This is a genomic window from Microbacterium flavescens (genome assembly GCF_018588945.1).
GTDB classification, from domain to species: Bacteria; Actinomycetota; Actinomycetes; order Actinomycetales; family Microbacteriaceae; genus Microbacterium; species Microbacterium flavescens.
Map to the genome: position 1 here is coordinate 267,803 of NZ_JAFIWA010000001.1, position 18,178 is coordinate 285,980.

General features: G+C 64.0%; 16 protein-coding genes. 12 read left to right on the forward strand and 4 right to left on the reverse strand.

Annotation, left to right across the window (positions count from 1 at the left end; all coding sequences use genetic code 11):
• Positions 1–71: 71 nt before the first annotated feature.
• The 11 genes from JX005_RS01265 to JX005_RS01315 all read left to right on the forward strand — a co-directional run bounded on the left by JX005_RS01265 (position 72) and on the right by JX005_RS01315 (position 12,782).
• Positions 72–404 (forward strand): sulfate permease, encoded by a 333-nt coding sequence (locus JX005_RS01265; RefSeq protein WP_246533392.1) that lies wholly within the window; start codon positions 72–74, stop codon positions 402–404.
• Positions 405–493: 89 nt separating this feature from the next.
• Positions 494–763 carry a hypothetical protein gene (locus JX005_RS01270; RefSeq protein WP_214465593.1) on the forward strand — a complete coding sequence of 90 codons (270 nt, stop codon included), beginning with the start codon at positions 494–496 and terminating at the stop codon, positions 761–763.
• 7 nt (positions 764–770) lie between these two features.
• Entirely contained in the window at positions 771–2,081 is a 1,311-nt protein-coding gene (locus JX005_RS01275; protein WP_214465594.1) for a hypothetical protein, read from the forward strand.
• A 778-nt stretch (positions 2,082–2,859) separates the two neighbouring features.
• Positions 2,860–3,063, forward strand: coding sequence for a hypothetical protein (locus tag JX005_RS01280; RefSeq protein ID WP_214465595.1), 204 nt, complete (start codon positions 2,860–2,862; stop codon positions 3,061–3,063).
• 569 nt (positions 3,064–3,632) lie between these two features.
• The gene (locus tag JX005_RS01285; protein WP_214465596.1) at positions 3,633–4,436 is read left to right on the forward strand and encodes a nuclease-related domain-containing protein; all 804 of its coding nucleotides are present in this window, start codon (positions 3,633–3,635) and stop codon (positions 4,434–4,436) included.
• 4 nt (positions 4,437–4,440) lie between these two features.
• Positions 4,441–5,745, forward strand: a complete 1,305-nt coding sequence (locus JX005_RS01290) for a hypothetical protein (RefSeq protein ID WP_214465597.1) — start codon at positions 4,441–4,443, stop codon at positions 5,743–5,745.
• A 154-nt stretch (positions 5,746–5,899) separates the two neighbouring features.
• Positions 5,900–6,067: a hypothetical protein gene (locus JX005_RS01295; protein WP_214465598.1), complete on the forward strand. Its 168-nt coding sequence runs from the start codon at positions 5,900–5,902 to the stop codon at positions 6,065–6,067.
• A gap of 268 nt (positions 6,068–6,335) precedes the next feature.
• Entirely contained in the window at positions 6,336–8,888 is a 2,553-nt protein-coding gene (gene hsdR, locus JX005_RS01300; RefSeq protein ID WP_214465599.1) for an EcoAI/FtnUII family type I restriction enzme subunit R, read from the forward strand.
• Positions 8,885–10,900, forward strand: a complete 2,016-nt coding sequence (locus JX005_RS01305; RefSeq protein WP_214465600.1) for an N-6 DNA methylase — start codon at positions 8,885–8,887, stop codon at positions 10,898–10,900. The genes hsdR and JX005_RS01305 overlap by 4 nt, the downstream gene beginning before the upstream one ends.
• Positions 10,901–10,987: 87 nt before the next feature.
• Complete coding sequence (locus JX005_RS01310; protein WP_214465601.1) at positions 10,988–12,529, forward strand: serine/threonine-protein kinase; 1,542 nt, start codon at positions 10,988–10,990, stop codon at positions 12,527–12,529.
• 46 nt (positions 12,530–12,575) lie between these two features.
• A complete protein-coding gene (locus JX005_RS01315; RefSeq protein WP_214465602.1) occupies positions 12,576–12,782 on the forward strand; it encodes a DUF4238 domain-containing protein in 207 nt (68 codons plus the stop codon).
• A 513-nt stretch (positions 12,783–13,295) separates the two neighbouring features.
• On the opposite strand, the gene JX005_RS01320 is transcribed toward JX005_RS01315, so the two are convergent.
• The 3 genes from JX005_RS01320 to JX005_RS01330 all read right to left on the reverse strand — a co-directional run bounded on the left by JX005_RS01320 (position 13,296) and on the right by JX005_RS01330 (position 16,166).
• Positions 13,296–14,231: a hypothetical protein gene (locus tag JX005_RS01320; RefSeq protein WP_214465603.1), complete on the reverse strand. Its 936-nt coding sequence runs from the start codon at positions 14,229–14,231 to the stop codon at positions 13,296–13,298.
• Positions 14,224–14,886, reverse strand: a complete 663-nt coding sequence (locus tag JX005_RS01325; RefSeq protein ID WP_214465604.1) for a DUF6932 family protein — start codon at positions 14,884–14,886, stop codon at positions 14,224–14,226. Before JX005_RS01325 ends, JX005_RS01320 begins: the two co-directional genes overlap by 8 nt.
• A gap of 707 nt (positions 14,887–15,593) precedes the next feature.
• Complete coding sequence (locus JX005_RS01330; protein ID WP_214465605.1) at positions 15,594–16,166, reverse strand: TetR/AcrR family transcriptional regulator; 573 nt, start codon at positions 16,164–16,166, stop codon at positions 15,594–15,596.
• Positions 16,167–16,272: 106 nt separating this feature from the next.
• Between JX005_RS01330 and JX005_RS01335 the strand changes: the two genes are divergently transcribed.
• Entirely contained in the window at positions 16,273–17,256 is a 984-nt protein-coding gene (locus JX005_RS01335) for an alpha/beta hydrolase family protein (RefSeq protein ID WP_214465606.1), read from the forward strand.
• A gap of 17 nt (positions 17,257–17,273) precedes the next feature.
• Here the strand turns inward: JX005_RS01335 and JX005_RS01340 are convergent, their stop codons facing one another.
• The gene (locus JX005_RS01340; protein ID WP_307858470.1) at positions 17,274–18,107 is read right to left on the reverse strand and encodes an SDR family NAD(P)-dependent oxidoreductase; all 834 of its coding nucleotides are present in this window, start codon (positions 18,105–18,107) and stop codon (positions 17,274–17,276) included.
• Positions 18,108–18,178: the final 71 nt, after the last annotated feature.

The following is an 18,178-nucleotide window of genomic DNA, read 5'->3' on the forward strand; positions in this document are numbered from 1 at the left end:
TGGAGGGCAGCCGCATGTTCGGAGCAATCTGGATGCTCAGCATCCGACTCCGCTCGTTTCTACGTCGGTACATGCCGACCAACATCCTCCTCGCCAGGATCTTCACTCGGCGTGGTTTGAAATGGGGGATGCTGTCGCTTCCACTCGCCGCGATGTACGTCTTCGCGGCCGCGCTGTGCGCGGGACTGACGGAACAGGGCGCACCAGGATGGGTGAACCTGCTCGTGCTGCTCTTCCTCTGGAACGCGGCCAAGTTCGTCTTCGCCGGCCCTGTGAGCCTCATCTGGCTAATTCGTGTGCGCACCCGTGAGGCGAGAGCGTGGCGCAGTGCGCGAGTGCCTGTGATGAGCGACGGCGTGGCGCTCGGACGGATGACACGGACGCCGGCGCGAGTTCTCCACTGATCGTTGCCGCCGCGTGGGGGAGTACGCTCACCTCCTATTCGGGCCAGTCTGGCTGTGCACAGGTCTGGCGATCGATCCCGGAGGTCTTGATGAGTCTGCCCCAAGAGCAATTCGACGAACTTCTGCAACGAACCGGGCTGGCGTCGCTCTTCTACTACCCCGAGATCGCGGTCGACGACCGCGACTACAGCCTTGAGAACGACCTCACGTACTGCCTGGAGCCCGTGATGGCGCTGGATGCCGCGGACCTCGAGGAACTGCGGCTCGTGGTTGGGCGCGTCATCACGAACCCGTCGGCTCATCGCGCTGAACTCATCGAGCTCATCATTGAACTCGCTCCGGACCCGACGGGGGAGTAGCCAGTCGATGGGCGACAGTTTGAATGACTCCGCACATCCGCCCGCGCCCGAACCGGGAGAGAACTATCGCGCGGATGGTGATCTTGAGGCCGCCCGCGAACGAAACCGCCGATACCGCCGCGCACATCCCGATCAGCACGCCGCTTCGACGCGGCGATGGAAGGAAGCGAATCCCGAGCGGGTTCGAGAGCTGAACCGGCGGTGGCGAGAGCAGAATCTCGAACGTTCGAGAGAGCTAAACCGGGAATCAGCGCGGCGATCGGCCGCGCGGAATGGACGGCTGAAGGAGAAGCGTCGCCGGGCGAACGAAGCCTCGAAGCGCTGGAAGGTATCGCACCCCGACGAGGTCCGGGCCTACAGGCGAGGATGGGCCGCCGCGAACCGCGAGAAACTGCAGGAATACTACGCGCGCTACCGAGGGACGCATCGCGAGGAGCTCAACGATCGCGCGACCGCGTGGCGCGACTCCGCACCCGAGAAGATGAGGCGGGCTCGAAAGGCGTGGGCCGACAGAAACAAGGAGCGCACTGCCGAGATCCAGCGGAAGCGGCGAAGCGATCCCGAGAAGTACCAGGCAGATCTCGATGCGAACTCCGCGGCGAAGCGCTTGGCTCGCCGGCTCGAGCGAGCAGGTCTGCCGCCCAAGCGCGTACACCGCACAACGGCGGCCGAGAGACGCGCGAATGCTCGATCAGCTGATGAGTATTTCGGGGACTCCGCACTACCAGAGCGACTGCGTCAATTCACGATCTTCACCGAGATGTTGTCGGAGGAAGTGGTGAAGCACGGCGATCGCTTGCTTGGGTTCGCGGAGTCCTACGTCGCGACCCGCGTCCGCGTAGGCCTGCCGCCAGTCGATGCGCGGCAGTTCATGTACGCTCGTGCGGCCGAGGTCCTGGCTGAGCGGATGAAACGCGTCGATCTGCTGACCAGTCGAGAGATCGGCGCAGCTGTGCGAAGTGCGAAATCAACCGCTGAGCGGGCAGCGAGAGAGCGTCGAGTCGCTGAACTGATCGCGGCCGTCGAACTGCATCTCGGCCGTAACCGCACGCGGCTTCACGAGGACGCGACGCTCGAGAACACCCTTCGCGTCCGTCGCGGAAAGCCTCGTCAACCGGCGGAAGTGATCGTCGTCCGCTCCGCGATCGAGGAGGTGCTCGAGACGTCGATCGGGGCGTCCCTCAAGCATGCGGATGCGATCGCCACCGCGAAACAGGTCGAACTAATGCTGATCGGCGCCGTGCAACGGCCGGCCCCGTCACGCCCTGGGGAGACCGTCAAACGAAGCGAGCGCGCGCGGGCCCCGATCGAACGATAAGGATCCCTCAACGTGCAGGTAGCCGAGTTCGCGACTCCCGGAGATCGGTACCCAATTGATCTCGACTGATTGGGTCATGGAGGATCCTCGCGCTCGCATCCGCGCGAGGAGCCCTGGAGTGCCTGTGAGCGGCAGACCATCGACCGATTGAGCCGAGTCCATCCAACGGGTGCAGTCTCGGCTCGGCTGATCCCGCGCTGTGAGACCATCGGCCCGAAGACGATTATCAAGATCGGTCCGGTGCGGTGACCGGCCTGGGCGAGGCACGTCGCGCGACCTGCGGCAATGGCTACCAGTGGCCTGACTCTCGGCCGCTGGTCTCGAGTTTCCGCACGATCCACGAGCCCCGCCCCAAACGCCCGACGCCTTCTGTACTGTTGTCGCGGGCGGAGGGCGAGGACATGGTTGCAGACAGCTTCGAGGTACTGTCGCGCAGGCTCATCAGCGCGTCAGTGTCGAAGGACTTGGGCTCCGCGATCGCGGAGTGGGAGGTCGTCGCGCTTGAGGAAGACTCATCCGGTGACGGGGTCTGCGTCTGCGGGCAGCCCGAACTCGTGAAGCTCTTCACCATCGAGAACAGCCGCAACGGGGCGATCCTGCACCCGATCGGCAGTAAGTGCGTGAAGAAGTTCGGCAGCAAGGACCTCGATGCCCAGGTGAACCTCTACACCGACCTCCTCAAGCTGCGCATCGCTGTGCAGCAGGTAGCGCCCATCACGATGACATCTGATTACTTCTCTCGCTCCGTGCTCGAGTACCTGTATGAGAGGGCGCCTTCATGCCTGACCAGTACAACGACGGCGATGGCGAGAACGACCTGGTCTTCCTGCTCAAGATGTTCAACATGCGCGACAAGGACAAGATCACGGGGCCACAGAAGCGGAAGATCCGCATGCTGATCAACAACAAGATCGAGCGATTCATCCTGAATGACCCCAGGCTGAAGTCGCCGGCGCCTGAGGCGGAGCCTTCAGGCGAGTGACGCTGCTCGGACTCCGGCGCGTCATCGACGAGCCGGAGGGCGGTGAGGTAGATCAGCCTTTGCGCTGCTCGGAGGCGCGCACGTCGACCCGATACTCCCGCCCGACTACCGCTCGATCACCCGCGAGGGTGGTCTCAAGGCCGTCCGCATCTACAGCGCCGGCGACCCCTACCCGGACTCCACCGACCCTGTCCCGAGTGCTCTCCGCACCATCTGTACCGAGCTGGTCGTCTCCGTCGAGCGAGCGTGGTGATGCGAGCACATCGCTAAGCGCTGGATTTCGGAGGGCGCGGGCTGGCTCGCATTCACGACGGCGGCGGGCGGCCGCTCATGGGCCCCGCCCGGGATGGACAAGAGCGAGATCGCGTCTCGACGGTCGCTGTCGATGCCAAGCCGTAGGCTGACCGAATGGTCGACTATGGGGAAGTCGTTGGGGACGGCGTTGCCACGGGATTCGGGATGATGTGGGCAGCTCTGACGGCGAACCCGTGGGTGGCGCTTCTCTTCGTGGGAATTGTCGTCGGAGCGCTCTGGCTCCAGCTCACACCGACCCGACGGCGTCGGCGCCGATGACCGCAACTGACGCGACGGAGCAGTTCGGAAGCATCCCCGCCGCGGCCGTGATCGCCGCGTGCCTGCAAGCCCAGGCAACCGTACCCGCGCGATCGGGTGTGGCGCGCATGCTCGGTCGATCGCCGCTCTCGGACGACTCGCAGCCGTGGTACCTCGGTGCACTCGGCGAGCTGCAGGTCGCAGAGCAGTTGGCGAAGCTCGGTCCTGGATGGACGGTGCTGCATTCCGTCCCAATCGGCGACCGCGGCAGCGACATCGATCATGTCGTCATCGGCGCGGCGGGCGTCTTCACGATCAACACGAAGTTCCACGAAGGTGCCCGCATCTGGGTCGGCAGCAAACGACTGCTGGTCAACGGCCAGAAGACCGACCACCTGCGCAACGCCCGCTACGAGGCGCAACGCGTCGCGCGCGAACTGACCTCGGTCGCAGGGATACCTGTCGACGCTCACCCCGCGATCGTTCTCGTCGGCATCCGCAGCATCACGATTCGAGAGCGACCCGCGGACGTAGCAGTGCTGCGTCACACTGAATTTGTTCGCTGGCTCAACCGCCGCCCCGCAATGCTCGATCCTGACGTGCGCGACCACCTCGCCGAGACCATGGCGCGCCCAGAAGTCTGGACTGCAGCCGCCGGGGAAGCACTCCAGGTAAACCTGCCAGGGTTCGCTGCGCTCCGTCGCGAAGTTCGCGGGGCGCGACGTGTGCGCGTGCTGTGGGCTATGACGGTGGTGATCGGCGTCGTGGTAGTAGCCGGGACGTTCGCCATCAACGCCTACGCAACTCTCCTCGGGGGATAGGGAGATGCCGACTGAACTTCTTCTCGTCGCCGCGATTGTCGTTGGCGTCGTCGGCATCGGGGTCGCTTCGTACCTCCTCCGTCGGCGCACCCGGGCCAACACCGCGGCGATGAGCAGCAGCGTGGCCCAGTGGCCGGTGGCGGGAGTCGTCGTTCCGCAGGATGTCTTTGATGCCGGTTCGTCCCCAAGCGCGATCCTCGCGGCCCTCCAGCAAACGGCCACGCCGCTTGCTCTCGAGTATTACCCCGTAAGCCAGGCGGAACTGACGAGGTACCGAATGGTGCCTGTCAACTCGACCGTGCAGCAGTCGCTCGTGGAGATCGTCAAGGCTATCCACCCCAAAGATCCCACGCTCTTCAAAGTGATTTTGCCGGCGGGGGAGAAGCTTGTTCAGGCCGTCGGCTCCCCGGGTATGTTCCGCGGATGGGCACACAACGGCGCGCACATCTCATCTCAAGCGCTCCTCAAGCCGGTGGCTGCGGGCGGGGCGCTCGCTGCGGGATGGCCTCTCTTCGCCGTAGCGGGAACGGTGATGGTCGTCGACATGATCGCCCAGCGAGAACACCGTGCCTTCCAGCGAAAGGTGGAGACGATACTCGGCCGGCAGGAGCTCCGTGCGTATCAAGAGCGCATTGCGTCCCAGCGCGGTCTCGACGGTCAGCTGACGAGGGCGATCAGCCTCCTGCTTGACGGCAAGAAGCCGAACCTTGAGATCGCGACGGCGCGGGCATATGACGAGTTCCACACGTCGCAGCAGTTCCTCCACGAAAACCGCGACGTGATCGACCAGCTCCTCGGCGATGACGGCAAGGTCGACTTCCGGCGACTCGAGGCGGCGCTTGGCGGCAAGACGAGGGACGTCGACTACTTCATCGGCGAGCTTTACCTGGCGAGAGTGGCGAACGCCTTGTATCGGAGGGCGCTGCTCGCAGACGCCGCGAGCAGCGCGCTCGATGACCCGTCGAATCCCTATGCGGCGTTCCGCCGAGACCTCGAAAGCAAAGCTGAGCAGCTCGAGAAAGCGGACAAGATCGAGACGAGCCTCACGGATCGTCTGAGCCAAATCGAGCTGAAGGGCCGCTGGTGGGGTGTGGCCCAGGATCGCTGGATCAAGTCGGACAAGTCGGTCGAAGCCCGGCAGCGCAGGCTCCGGGCAAAGGCTTTGCCTGCATCTTCAAGCGACGAACATGTTGGCGAAGGCGCGCCCGAGCTTCGCTACATCGCACTACCGTCAGGAGAAATCCAGCAGCTCCTTCTCGTCGAGGAAGGTGCATTACCCGAGGCAGAGTCGAGCAGTGAGTCTGGGTAACGATCCGTCTTCGCGCGATGCCCGTTACCGGGACGCACGCGCGCACGATGAGCTCCCTTCCGGTCGTAGGCGTTCGGCCGCAGCTTCCCGCGTCAGAGGCTCTCGCTAGTGTCGACGCCGACGCACGATGCCCCCGACCCCGTGAGGACTGACCATGACCGACTCCTGGCGCACGACGCTCGCCAAGCTCCAGCTCACCCTGCAGTCGCGAGACCTCACCGACGTCGAGCACATCCACTACAGCGATGCGATGCGGAAGCGCGCTGCGGAGATCAGCCGCAAGAGGGCCAGCGAGACCAAGACGCAAACTTGGCCGATGTAGCACGCCGAGCGAGTCCCGCGGACAGCCGAGGGCACCACGATCCCTTTCCGGCCGCTACGCGCAAGAAGATGGCGAGCGGGTATCCGAAGGCGCCAACTCCGATCACTCGCCCGGACCGTCGCGGCGGCGATCCCTGCACCTGACGCCTGAGGCAGGCCCTGGGTCGATTCGAAGGCACGAATATGGTCATGGATCCGTTAATACCTCTACTCAGACCAATATGGTCAGATAGTGGCCATCGGGTTGGATTCTGTGTCAGAATCGGCTTGTGACCCTCAGCGAGCGCGATACGCGCACCCAGCTCATCGACCCCCTGCTCGCGGCGGCGGGATGGACCGATGCGCTCATCGAGCGCGAGTACCAGTACCGCGCAGGTCGGCTTCGGCTCCTAGGTGAGCAGACTGTTCGTGACGAGGCGCAGTTCGTGGATTACGTGCTGCGCGCCGAACCGCGAGGGGCAATCCTTGCTGCACTCGAAGCCAAGGATGAGGACCACGCTCCCGGAGCCGGTCTCCAGCAGGCGCTGGCGTATGCCCACGATGTTGATGCCCCGTTTGCGCTGTCCAGCAACGGCCACGGGATCGTTGAACAGGACACTCGTTCGGCATCGGTTCGACGCCTCGACACATTTCCGACCCCAGCTGAGCTCCTCGAGCGGTGGCGCGGGGAGCGACCGACGCGCGGCGCGCATGTCACATCGCGATCGGGAGAGACGGTTCCGAATCCGCTATTGCAACCTGCTTTCGCCATGCCAGGTGCGCCATCGATGCGCTATTACCAGGAGCGTGCCGTCTCATCTGCCATCGAACAGATACTTCTCTGTCGGTCTCGCGCCCTCTTGTCACTCGCGACCGGCACGGGCAAGACGTTCATCGCGTTCAACCTCGTGCACAAGTTGTTGGCCAGCGGCTACGCCAAGCGCGTCCTCTTCATCGCGGACCGTGTGAGCCTTCGCGATCAGGCCTACAACGAGTTCGGCGGCCTCGGCGATCGCCGGGGTGTCGTGGTGAACGGGCGGGTGCCACTCCAGCGCGACGTGCACTTCGCGATCTACCAGTCGTTGTACGCCGATGCCGCTAACGGGGCGAAGGTCTACGAGCAGTATCCGAGGGACTTCTTTGACATCGTCATCATCGACGAATGCCATCGCAGCGGTTACGGCGACTGGGGTGCGATCCTCGATCACTTCGATGGTTCCTTCCATCTCGGGATGACCGCTACGCCCAAACAAGACGACTCGATCAATACCTTCGCCTACTTCGCCGCGGAGAACCTCGATCACGACGGGCAGCCGAGGCCCGTCTACGAGTACTCGCTCGGCCGCGGGATCGACGATGGCTTTCTAGCGACATACAAGGTGCTCCGGGTCAGTACGACCGTCGACGACGGACTCGTCATCGGCGAAGAAGTCGAGAAGGGCGCGGAGCTGATCGTGCCCGAGGGTACGACCCCACGCGACACCTACGACATGCGGGAGTTCGAGCGGGCCATCGTCGTGCCCGACCGCACCCGCGTGATGTGTGAGCACCTCGGTGGTGTCCTCCGCACGCATGGCGCGCTCGACAAGACCATGATCTTCTGCGTCACGATGGAGCACGCGGAACTGGTCCGAAGCGAGATGCAGCGTCTCCTCGGGTCGGAAACGGGGAAGAACCTGTACGCCGCGCGCATCGTCAGCGAGGAGCGCGACGCCATGCCGTTGCTCGAGCAGTTCCAGCTCGCGAGCGGCAGCGAACCCGTCGTCGTCACGACTGTCGACCTTCTATCGACCGGTGTGAACGCGCCGTCCGTCCGCAACATCGTGTTCATGAAACCGATTGGCTCGGTGACAGTCTTCAAGCAGATCATCGGTCGCGGAAGCCGGCTAGACGACCTGACGAAGAAGACCTTTTTCCGCGTCATTGACTACACGAACGCAACACGACTCTTCGACGACTGGGACCTGCCCACGCTTCCGGTTGTCGCGGGCCCAACGACGGGAACGCGGACGATCGCCGGCGTTGTGCAAGACGAAGAGTCGGGCGACTTGGTCCCCGGCGCCTCGATCTCTGTTCGTCTCACGGGCCGCCTGCTGATGGAAACGCGCTCCGACGACGACGGGGCATTCGAGGTCCTGAACCTCCCGGCTGCGGTGCTTGACGTATTTGTGACGGCGAGCGGCTTCACGCGCCGGCAGCTCCGCGTGGACACGACTGATGACGAGTCGGAGCGTATGGTCGTCGTGCTACGGCACCCATCACAGGGAGACCGCCGCGTCCGCATCTCAGGTGTCGACGTCTCAATCGCGGACGAGGTGGAAGTCGATCTTGGTAACGGCAACGTTCTTCAGTCGGCCGAGTACCTCTCGCGCGCCCGGTCCGTGATTACGGAGCGGGTGCCGGATCTCGACGGCTTGCGCTCGATCTGGCAAGTGCGCGCGTCTCGATCGGGTCTCGAGGAGTACCTCGCCATGCGTCAGGTCACTCCTGATCTGCTCGGGCTAGTGCTTGGCCGTCTCGACGTCGAGGCATTCGACCTGGTGGCCACCGTCGGATTCGATGCGACGCCACTCAGCCTGGATGCTCGAGCTTCGGCGGCACTTCCGAAGCTGGAGACTCGCTACCCGCAGATATCCGCCGAGTTCCATGCGGCAGTGATCGACAAGTTCCGGCTCGGTGGCGTTGCTGAAGTCGCTAGCAGTGAGCTTTTCACCCTCACCCCGTTCACTGGCGACTGGGGCGGCGTACTTGGCGTCAGCCGCATGTTCGGTGGCGTTGACGCCGTCGCCGAGTTCCTTCAAACGGTTCAGACCGTCCTCTTCGAAACAGAAACAGCAGCATGACGCTCTCGGAACTCCAGTTCAAGATCAAGTCCGCCTCCGACAAAATGCGGGCCGACGACAATACAAAAAACGCGCTCAAATATCTTGAGCAGCTCACCTGGCTTCTGTTTCTGAAAGTCTTCGACTCCCTGGAGGAGGAACGCGAGACTATTGCGAAGATCGACGGCAAGAACTATCGACCGCTCCTTGCCGAGGGTTTCAGGTGGGGCACGTGGGCGCGTGACCGCGATCTCACCGGCGACGCCCTCATCGCCTTCGTCGGCGATCAGCTGCTTCCGTGCCTGCGAGCACTTGCTGGAAGCCCTCGCGCTGAGCGCATCGCCGCGATCTTTGCGGAGGTGCGAACAGTGATGAAGTCGGGCTACTCGCTCAAAGAAGTCGTGACGATTGTTGACTCGATCGACTTCCACTCGCTGGACAACCATCACGCAATGAGCGTGATCTACGAGACCCTCCTCGGCCAGACAGCCGACGCAGGGTGGTCGGGTGAGTTCTACACTCCGCGTCCAGTCGTCGACTCGATGGTCCGGATCATCAACCCTCAGCTCGGGGAACGTGTATACGACCCCTGCTCTGGATCGGCTGGCTTCTTGGTCGGCTCCGCGACGCATATGGCCCCTCAGAGCAAGACTGCGGAACAGCAAGATCAGTTCAACGCCAACTCGTTCTTCGGCCAAGAGTCCGGCGAGATCGCTGCGCTTGTCGGCACGATGAACTTGATCCTGCACGGGGTTGAGGATCCGCAGATCGTGCGGCGGAACACGCTCGAGCAGGATGCTCGCAACTTCAACCCCAGCGAACAGTTCAACGTCATCCTTACGAACCCGCCGTTCGGCGGGACCGAGAACCCGCAGGTCCAGCAGAACTTCCCAAGCAAGTCCGCTGCGACTGAACTCCTGTTCTTGCAGCACTGCATGGCGAAGCTCCGCGACGGTGGGCGAGCGGCCATCGTGCTCCCAGACGGGATTCTTTATCGCACCGAAACGGCGTTCTCCACAGTTCGCCGTCGGCTCCTAAACGAGTTCACGGTGTCGGCGATTGTCCGCCTTCCCACTGGTGTGTTCCCGACCGCAGCCGACACGCGTACCAACCTCATCTTCTTCAGCAAAGGCGGTCGGACTTCCGGTATCCGCTTCTACCAGGTGCCTTCGCCTGCAGGGAAGCGCTCCTACAGCAAAACGAATCCACTCACAGCCACGACCCTCGCGGGCGTCGAGTCTTGGCTCATCGACGGCGTCGCGGACGAGTACTCCTGGGAGGTCGACTACGACACCATCGTCGAGCGCGGCTTCGACCTCGACATCCCGTGGCCGGGAGCGGGATCGATAAGTGATGCTTCCACTGCGGGCGAACGGCTTGAGTCGCTGCACGTGCGACTGCAGACGCTCGTTGAGCTCACCGAGGCGTTGTCCGATGCACACGCGAACCTTCAGGACTACCCGCTTGGTGCCGCAACCGAGCTTGGTCCCTGGATCGTTGAGGCCGGTGCTCGCGCTGGTAAGACGACGCCGGACAAGTTCGTGGGCGTTAGCAACGACGGTGGTCTCGCGCCGTTCAAGGGTGCTCCGGCGAGGGACACATCCCGCTACCGCGAGATTCGACCCGGAGACTTCGTTTTCAATCCGATGCGTGTGAATGTCGGTTCCATCGCGCTGTGTCGACGGGAGGACGAAGCGGGATGGGTGAGCCCGGACTACACGGTCTTCCATCTTTCGCCGGACGCACCATTTGATGCCGAGTTTCTTCTGATGTTCCTCAAGAGCGAGCAGGGGCGAGCAGAGATCGAGCGGGAGAGCCGCGGCGCAGTACGTCGTCGGCTTTACATCGACGGCGTGCGAGAGATCCAAATGCCGATCCCCGCTGACCCGGAGTCGTGGGAAGCCCTCATCGGGTCGTTTGCGTCGGTGCGACGTCACCTTCGCGATCTTCCCGCGGGAGCGTTCGGAGCACTTGCGGCTTTCGAAGCCGCGGCGTTCAGCCCGCGCGACGAGACGGAAACTACGCCGGAGTAATGGTGAACTTACGACAACCAATAGTGATATTGTTAAGTGTCAACAACCATTATGGGGGTCAACATGCGGCTAGGCGGGTCGAGTGAAGTGGCGAAGGAACTGGGCGTGTCTGCCGCCAGGATCACCGTGCTCCGGCAGCGGCCAGACTTCCCGGATCCGATCGGAGAGATCGCCCTAGGGCCTATCTGGGATCTGGATATCGTCCATGCATGGCAAAACTCGGGCCTTCGCTCGGTCAAGGCGGGCCGTCCAACCGCAGCGGAAGCCAACAGGACGCTCGGTGCCCGCTTCCTCCTCGAACTTCCCGAGATCGGTCGTGGCGGGTTCGCGAATGTCTACCGAGCTATAGATAAGAAGACAGCGGATCCAGTCGCGGTCAAGATGTTGCACGATATGGCAGGCGTCGAGGACGAGGCGATCAAGCGATTCCAACGCGAGCTCCGAATGATGGAGAGGCTCTCACATGCCAACGTCGTGCCTGTGCTGGCGCAAGGCACATCGGACAACGGCGATGTTTGGTACGCGATGCCGCTCGCACAAGGCAGCCTGAGCGACTACGTGGCGCAGATCAACAAGAACCCGCCGATTATCGTCGACATCATGCGCCAGATCTGTGCCGGCCTTGCGTACATTCACGAGCAGGGGATCTACCACCGAGACCTCAAGCCAGGCAATGTCCTCCGCCTCGAATCGCGTGATGGCGAGACCGACAGCTGGGCGATCTCAGACTTCGGCCTCGCGGTTCAGGCTGAGCGAGACTCGAGTCCTCTCACGTCGACCGCTCGACAGGGGCTCGGATCATGGATCTACACCGCACCCGAGCAGTGGCACAGCGCTCGAAGCGCCAACGCGCTTTCCGATATCTACAGCCTTGGAAAGGTCCTGCAGGAGCTGACCACCGGAGAACTCCCCGTTAGCCCGGAGATTCCGCCCGGTGGCGTGCTCCGACCAGTGATCGAGAAGGCGACATCAAACGATCCTGCGGCGCGGCACCAGTCGGTGGGCGAGTTTATGGATGCGCTTGATCGGGCACTCGGAACCAAGGTCCATCATGAAGCGTGGGAGTCGCGCGCTGAGCAGGCAGAGCGCCTCCGCGACCGCGTACTCGGCCGTCCAGCACCCGATGACCTAGTCCAGATCCTGGAATGGGCTCTCGCGCTGAACGAGGACGATGAAGACGACATGAAAGCACTCATTCGGGTGCTTCCGTGGATGAACGTCGCGTCCATCAAGTGGTTTTGGACGCACGACCGCCAGGCGTTCGGTCGCGTCATCGAACGGTTCACGGCCTACGTCGGGGAAAACAGCTTCACGTTTGAGTATTGCGACGTCCTGGCGGATTTCATGCGTCGTGTGATCACCGCGACGAACGATTCACGAGTGCTGGGGCAGGTTGTTGCCGCGCTCGCGCGTCTCGGCGCCAACCACAACCGCTGGCATGTCCGCGATGTGCTAATTGCCACGTTGCAAGATATCAAGTCGCAGGAAAACGCGGCCGCCGCGAGCGAAGCATTGCGCGGGGTGCCACTTGACGCTCTGCTGTTCTCAATTACCGACTTCACGTTGCGGAGCATGCCTGTTGCGGTGCGAAACGGCATCGGACCGCTGATCCAAGCCGCGGCCTCGTGAGGCTGTCGCAGGTGACAGCGGGAACCGAGCCAAACTGCACCACGATGTGCCCCAGGGGTACCGAGGCCTCCGAGGGTTCTCCACGGAGAAGAACCGCATCACTGCGGTGCCGCTCGATCGGCAGCGAAAGCGCTTCACTACACCCGTGAAAAATGTGGCAGCTCAGACGAACTTCCAGACAGTGCTGGGCGCAGAGCAGCCGGGCGGTCTCGAGAAGATCCTGAGCGTCGTCGAGACCCAGGCAGCTAGCTGAGGTGGGCTTCTGTCACGGTCGGGGTGGCTCCGCAGGGTCCATGCATGCACGCCCGCATGCTTCGATCTGTGTCTGACGGCACGCGTCCTACCACGGGAGGGACCCCTGGGCGCGCTGCGCCCAGGGGGTCCTTCCCAATTGCTCAGCGGCGCTGGTGCTCCTGGAGGTCTGGAGGAGACAGGCGCTCAGCTTCTGGCCGGCCCCTGTCAGCATGGCGTGGTCGTCCTTGCTGAGGCGACTATCTATCTTCGATTCCCCGGCCAGGCTTCTCCGGGTGGTCAGATACGCGGCCTCGCGCCGCGCCTAGACCTCGGCTGAAGATCGCGAGAATGCCGGCGGGGGTCAGGCCACCCACCACTGTGACCGCGAGCTGGATCCAGCCATTGAGCCACAGCGCGGTCCACTGGTCGCTATTCACGCGAGAAGGCTGCCGTCCGTCGGCCGCACTATTCGGCCACGCCCGCCACTTCCCAGATCTCCACGCCTTCGGCCGTCGTCGCGCGCCTGGGCGGGTCACTCGGCGGCTTCGATCGCCTCTGCTCTGAGCGCCTCGAACGTGTAGCTGACGGCCCCTGTTGCAGAGTTGATTGATTCCGTCTCCAGCACGGTCAGCCGGACGGGCGAGTGACGCAGGGCCGCCTGCAACACGTCGGTCAGTGCGTCGATCCCGCGGACAGTAATGCGCCCCCGGTCAGCCGTATCGATCTTGTAGCGGTGATCACGGCCGACGTTGTGAACCTCGCCGACAATCTCAACCTCGTTCGTACGCTTTGTGGCGTTCTCTGCCAAAGACTCCAAGAAGCCCGCGCCTGAGGTAGTGATGCGGCTTCCCTTTGGGCGAGAACCCGACCGTGCAATCCCGACATCTAGGTTCAGCGAGTGTTCCTTGAGGGCGCCTGCGAACCGCACCAGTTGACGGGCGGTCCTGGGGCCGAAGCGCCGCAGCGAATCTGAAACGGTGTCCGGGGTACCGCCGGAAGAGGCTGGAAGCTCGACCTGATCGAATAGCTCGAACACTTCGGCTAGCGCATCGCCAAGCAGCGTGGATGCGTCGAACAATGCCTCGTCGCGAGCGGGACTCATCGCGAAAATGACAGATCCAGGTGCAACTTGAGGTGAGAGCTGGAGCTCCGTCTCGGCGAGGATGTCTGCCGGCAGTGGTCCTCGTTTGGGCGACTGATCGCGCAAGGCGGCGCCGACCTCCGAAAGCACCTCTTGCAGCGCTCCGAGGATTGTGGTCGCCTCGCGCACGCCGATCGCGTGAGCGGCGGGCAACGCGCCGGTGAATCGCGCCTGCACGACTTCGTAGGTCTCGCCGAGAGTGTCGAGCATGGCCATCGACGACAGGTCGTCGATGGTGAAGGCGGCGTTCTGGCTGCGCGGGACGCGTCGTGAGTCAAGGATGCGCAGCAACTCGTCGGTTGTACGTGACGCTGGTGTCTCAGGCATCGATGATCACCTCCACGTATCCACGCCGCGGTGGTGCGTCCTCCGCCTTGGGTTTCTCGGTAGCAGTTCCGTGGACGCGGTGCCGGCTCCACCAATCGTCCCACGCGCCGCGCTTGACGAGGTAGGGCGTTGCGCCCGGCCGCACGCCGCCGTCACCCGTCCACGGGTTCGCCACCTCTGTGCGCACCAGCATGAACCCGTCCACCGACAATTCAAGGCCCTTGAACCCGCCGTGAGTGAGAAGCGCTGCGAGGCGCTCACGGGCTTCGTCGCCCAACGTGTCGTGAATGGCAGCATTCAAGATGAAGGTGGCGTCGATGTCGCTAGGGTCGCTCTTGCTTGTCGTGAACCCGCCGCCAAACCACACTCGCTCCACGCCGCGCGGCGCGATCGCCTGCACAAGCTCAAGCGCGGATCGAAAGTCGCCGAACAGCGCGCGCCGAGTCGTCGAATCCACGAAGCGCGGTTCGAGCACGAAGACGCGCTCGAACTCGTCCAGATCGCAGGCAAAGCGTCCGTGCGGCAGCAGCCCGGACGGCTCGAAAGCCGGTACCCCCATGGACAGGACGATAGCGCAGACAAAGCCTTGACCTTGCATGCATGCCATGCCTTCACCACCACATCGCACCGGACGCGAAGAAGCAGGACGGATCACGCAATTGAATCCTGATGGAGGGGCCGTCGTCCTACCAGTCGTGCGCCTCGCGACGGTCGCAGAGATCAGCGTGGGTTGATCGCGCAATACGTACACGCAGAGAGAGCCGACCCCGCTGGGCTAATGAGGTGAGGCGCCCGAAAGCCGGTGGTCCTCCGCGCGATCCGAGTTGGGCAGGGTCGTCCCGTAGCCGGGCTGCCGGCCAAAGGTCGATAGGCCCGGCGCGCCTAACTGCACTTTGACCGCCCGACAATCGTGCGGCAAGATCCGCCCGACAAGATCTCGTGCTCCGCCACCGACGGACCTGCGGTCGAGAGTGCTCGGATGAGACTGATCGCGATGATCGCCGCCGCACGCTGGTTCGATGCGTAAGCACCTATTCAACGACTTTCCACTCCATGCGCGTCGAGGCAGGCCTAGCCAAACGGGTAGAATCGGTCGAAGAACATCTCAATCCGGACAAGGAATCGCTGGTCAAAGCGAGATTGGCCGAGGTTCGACGAGGTGATCGGCGCGAGTCGAAGATCCGAGTCCTAATCGTGAGGTCGCGGGTTCAAGCCCCGCTCCTGCTACAGAGTAAGAGCCCCGGATAACCGGGGCTTTCTTGTTGCTCGATCTCATCCGTGCGATCAGGTGAGCGTGATCGACGCCAGTGCTCCGGCCGGAGCTCATTGCGCCCGTTGGGGCGGCCCGGCCGGCCCCGCGGACTATGCGTCCGGCGTGGAGGCCAGCAAGCCGTCGACGAGCACATGCGCGAGCTGTGCGGGCTCGTACCCGTGGGTTTCGCCGCCGATGCAGAGATTGCCGATGCCGCGGAGAAGTGAGTAGGCCGTCAGCGTGGTCCCCCCCGGTCTGGCGGCCTCGAGAAGATTTGCACACACCGGGACGAGCCGATCGACGAAGTATCGATGCAGAACGGCGAACCCCTCCGAATCCCCCTGGAGTGCGTCAGCCAGGCCGTGCTTGGTGACGAGGAAATCGACGAAGACGTCCACCCACGCATGCAAGGCATGGGCGGGGCTGGAGCTTTCGCGCAGGAGCACGGGACCGGCTTGCGCTGCGGCATCGACTTGGTGGCGATAGACCGCGACGACGAGATCGGCGCGAGTGGGGAAGTTCCGGTAGAGCGTCCCGACGCCGACGCCGGCGCGTTCTGCGACCACCCGGACGGGAGCGTTGACTCCCGACTCGACGAATACATCGGCCGCCGCGTCGATGATCTGCCGCTGATTGCGCACCGCGTCGCTGCGCTTCCCGCGGGCGGGAACGTCGTCGGTCACGAAGAAGCCTCCTGATTTGCTAAGCGGAACAATGTTCCGTATCTTATACCGGAACCTCGCTCCGCTTCATTATGGTCGAGCTCGCCGCAATCGAGAAAGCTGCTCCATGTCTTCATCCGCCAGCGTCGCCGAATCGCTGCCCGTCGCCGCGCTGAATACCGTCCTCCCCGCTCCGCAGCCGGTGGTGTCCGTCGCCCCCGTCCCACTCCATTCCCCTGATCGGGCATTCCCCCTCGAGGTTCGCGTCTCCGCTCCCGTCGCGGGAGATCGGCTCCCGCTCCTGCTGTTCTCACACGGCAACGGCTGGTCTCTCGACGGCTACGGCCCGCTTACGGCGTACTGGGCTTCGCAGGGCTTCGTCGTCGTTCAGCCCACTCACCTGGATTCCCGCCGCAACGGCATCGGCTTCGATGATGCGAGGTTCGGTTCGATCTGGACTCGTCGGCACGATGACCTGGTGCGCGTCCTCGACCAGCTCGACACCGTCGAGGCGGCCGTCCCTGGCCTTGCAGGGCGGCTGGACCGGAACACGGTGGTTGCCGCGGGGCACTCATGGGGCGCGCAGACGGTGCAGATGCTGTTGGGCGCGCGCGTCGTCGGGGCCGACGGCTCGATCGGCGCCGACTATCGCGACGCGCGTGTGAGCGCTGGGGTCCTGTTGGCGGCGACAGGCACGGGAGGGGAGGAGCTGCACCCGTTCGCCAAGGCGAACTTCCCGTTCATGAACCCGTCGTTCGCGCAACTGACGACGCCGACCTTCGTTGTCGCAGGGGACCGCGATCAGTCCAAGATGTCCACGCGCGGGCCGGACTGGTTCACCGACGCCTTCTCCCAGAGCCCCGGCGCAACCGACCTGCTCACGCTTTTCGGCGCCGAACACTCTCTCGGCGGCATCCCCAACTTCGAAGCCGCTGAGACCACCGATGAGAACCCCGAACGCGTCGCGGTACTCGCCCGGCTCACCGCGGCCTACCTGAGGGCCACCGTCACAGACACCCCGGCCATCTGGGATCGCGCCCGCGAGGTGCTTGCGCGCGACGGCGGGGCCATCGGCCGCATCGACACGAAGCGACCCGCCGCAGTGCACTGACGCCCCGCGTCTTCGGCTCAGGTGCGAAGGTAGGACGCGCCGTTGAAATCGAGCACGGCCCCTGATGCCCAGGTCGCCGCGGGTGAGCTGAGAAAGAGGACGGCTCGGGCCACCTCGTCCGGTGTACCTACTCTGCCGAACGGGCTCTGTGCACGAAGGTCGTCGCCCGCGGGGCCCTCCAACGCGGCGGACTGCCGATCCGAGCTGATGAAGCCAGGGGCGATCGTGTTCACCACGATCCCATGCGGAGCGAGTGCCAGTGCCATCGACTGGCCGAAGGCATGGAGGCCGGCCTTCGCGGCCCCGTACGCGGGAAAGTCGGGTTCGCCGCGAAACGCTCCGCGGGAACCGACGTTGACGATGAACCCCGGCGCCTTCCGGTCGATCAGACCGCGGGCGACAAGATAGGTCACCTGAGCGGCGCCGAGGAGGTCGACGTCCAGCATCTGCCGCCACGCCGCCTGCCAGGCCTCGTAGGTCGTCTGATCGATCCGGTGACGATTGCCCTCACTCGGTGCGATCGCGGCGTTGTTGACCAGGATGTCGATGCCACCGAGTTGATCGTCGGATTGCCGCACCACGTCAGCGGCGGCATCCGGATCGCGGAGATCTCCGCCGACCAGGACATGGCCCTCGCCCGTCAGGCTGCCGAGCGTCTGCTCGGCGGCCTCGCGGTCGGCGCCGTAGTGCACCGCCACTCGATCGCCGCGCTCCGCAAGAGCACGTGCGATCGCGCGACCGATCCCGCGAGATCCTCCGGTAACCAACGCGGCCTGCCTGTCGTCGCGCTCTCCATCAACCATCTCCGTAGCGTAGTGGCGCCCACGGGCTGGGGTGCCCAGACCGTCCACCACCCGAATCCGACTCCCTTGACCGTGTCCCGACCACAGGGTGTCCACTGGCTCCTCAGCGTGTGACAGGC

Coding starts and splice junctions, on each gene's coding strand:
- JX005_RS01290 (WP_214465597.1), top strand. CDS start 4,441: ATGCCGACTGAACTTCTTCTCGTCGCCGCGATTGTCGTTGGCGTCGTC.
- JX005_RS01265 (WP_246533392.1), top strand. CDS start 72: ATGCCGACCAACATCCTCCTCGCCAGGATCTTCACTCGGCGTGGTTTG.
- JX005_RS01275 (WP_214465594.1), top strand. CDS start 771: ATGGGCGACAGTTTGAATGACTCCGCACATCCGCCCGCGCCCGAACCG.
- JX005_RS01295 (WP_214465598.1), top strand. CDS start 5,900: ATGACCGACTCCTGGCGCACGACGCTCGCCAAGCTCCAGCTCACCCTG.
- JX005_RS01305 (WP_214465600.1), top strand. CDS start 8,885: ATGACGCTCTCGGAACTCCAGTTCAAGATCAAGTCCGCCTCCGACAAA.
- JX005_RS01270 (WP_214465593.1), top strand. CDS start 494: ATGAGTCTGCCCCAAGAGCAATTCGACGAACTTCTGCAACGAACCGGG.
- JX005_RS01335 (WP_214465606.1), top strand. CDS start 16,273: ATGTCTTCATCCGCCAGCGTCGCCGAATCGCTGCCCGTCGCCGCGCTG.
- JX005_RS01280 (WP_214465595.1), top strand. CDS start 2,860: ATGCCTGACCAGTACAACGACGGCGATGGCGAGAACGACCTGGTCTTC.
- JX005_RS01285 (WP_214465596.1), top strand. CDS start 3,633: ATGACCGCAACTGACGCGACGGAGCAGTTCGGAAGCATCCCCGCCGCG.
- JX005_RS01320 (WP_214465603.1), bottom strand. CDS start 14,231: ATGCCTGAGACACCAGCGTCACGTACAACCGACGAGTTGCTGCGCATC.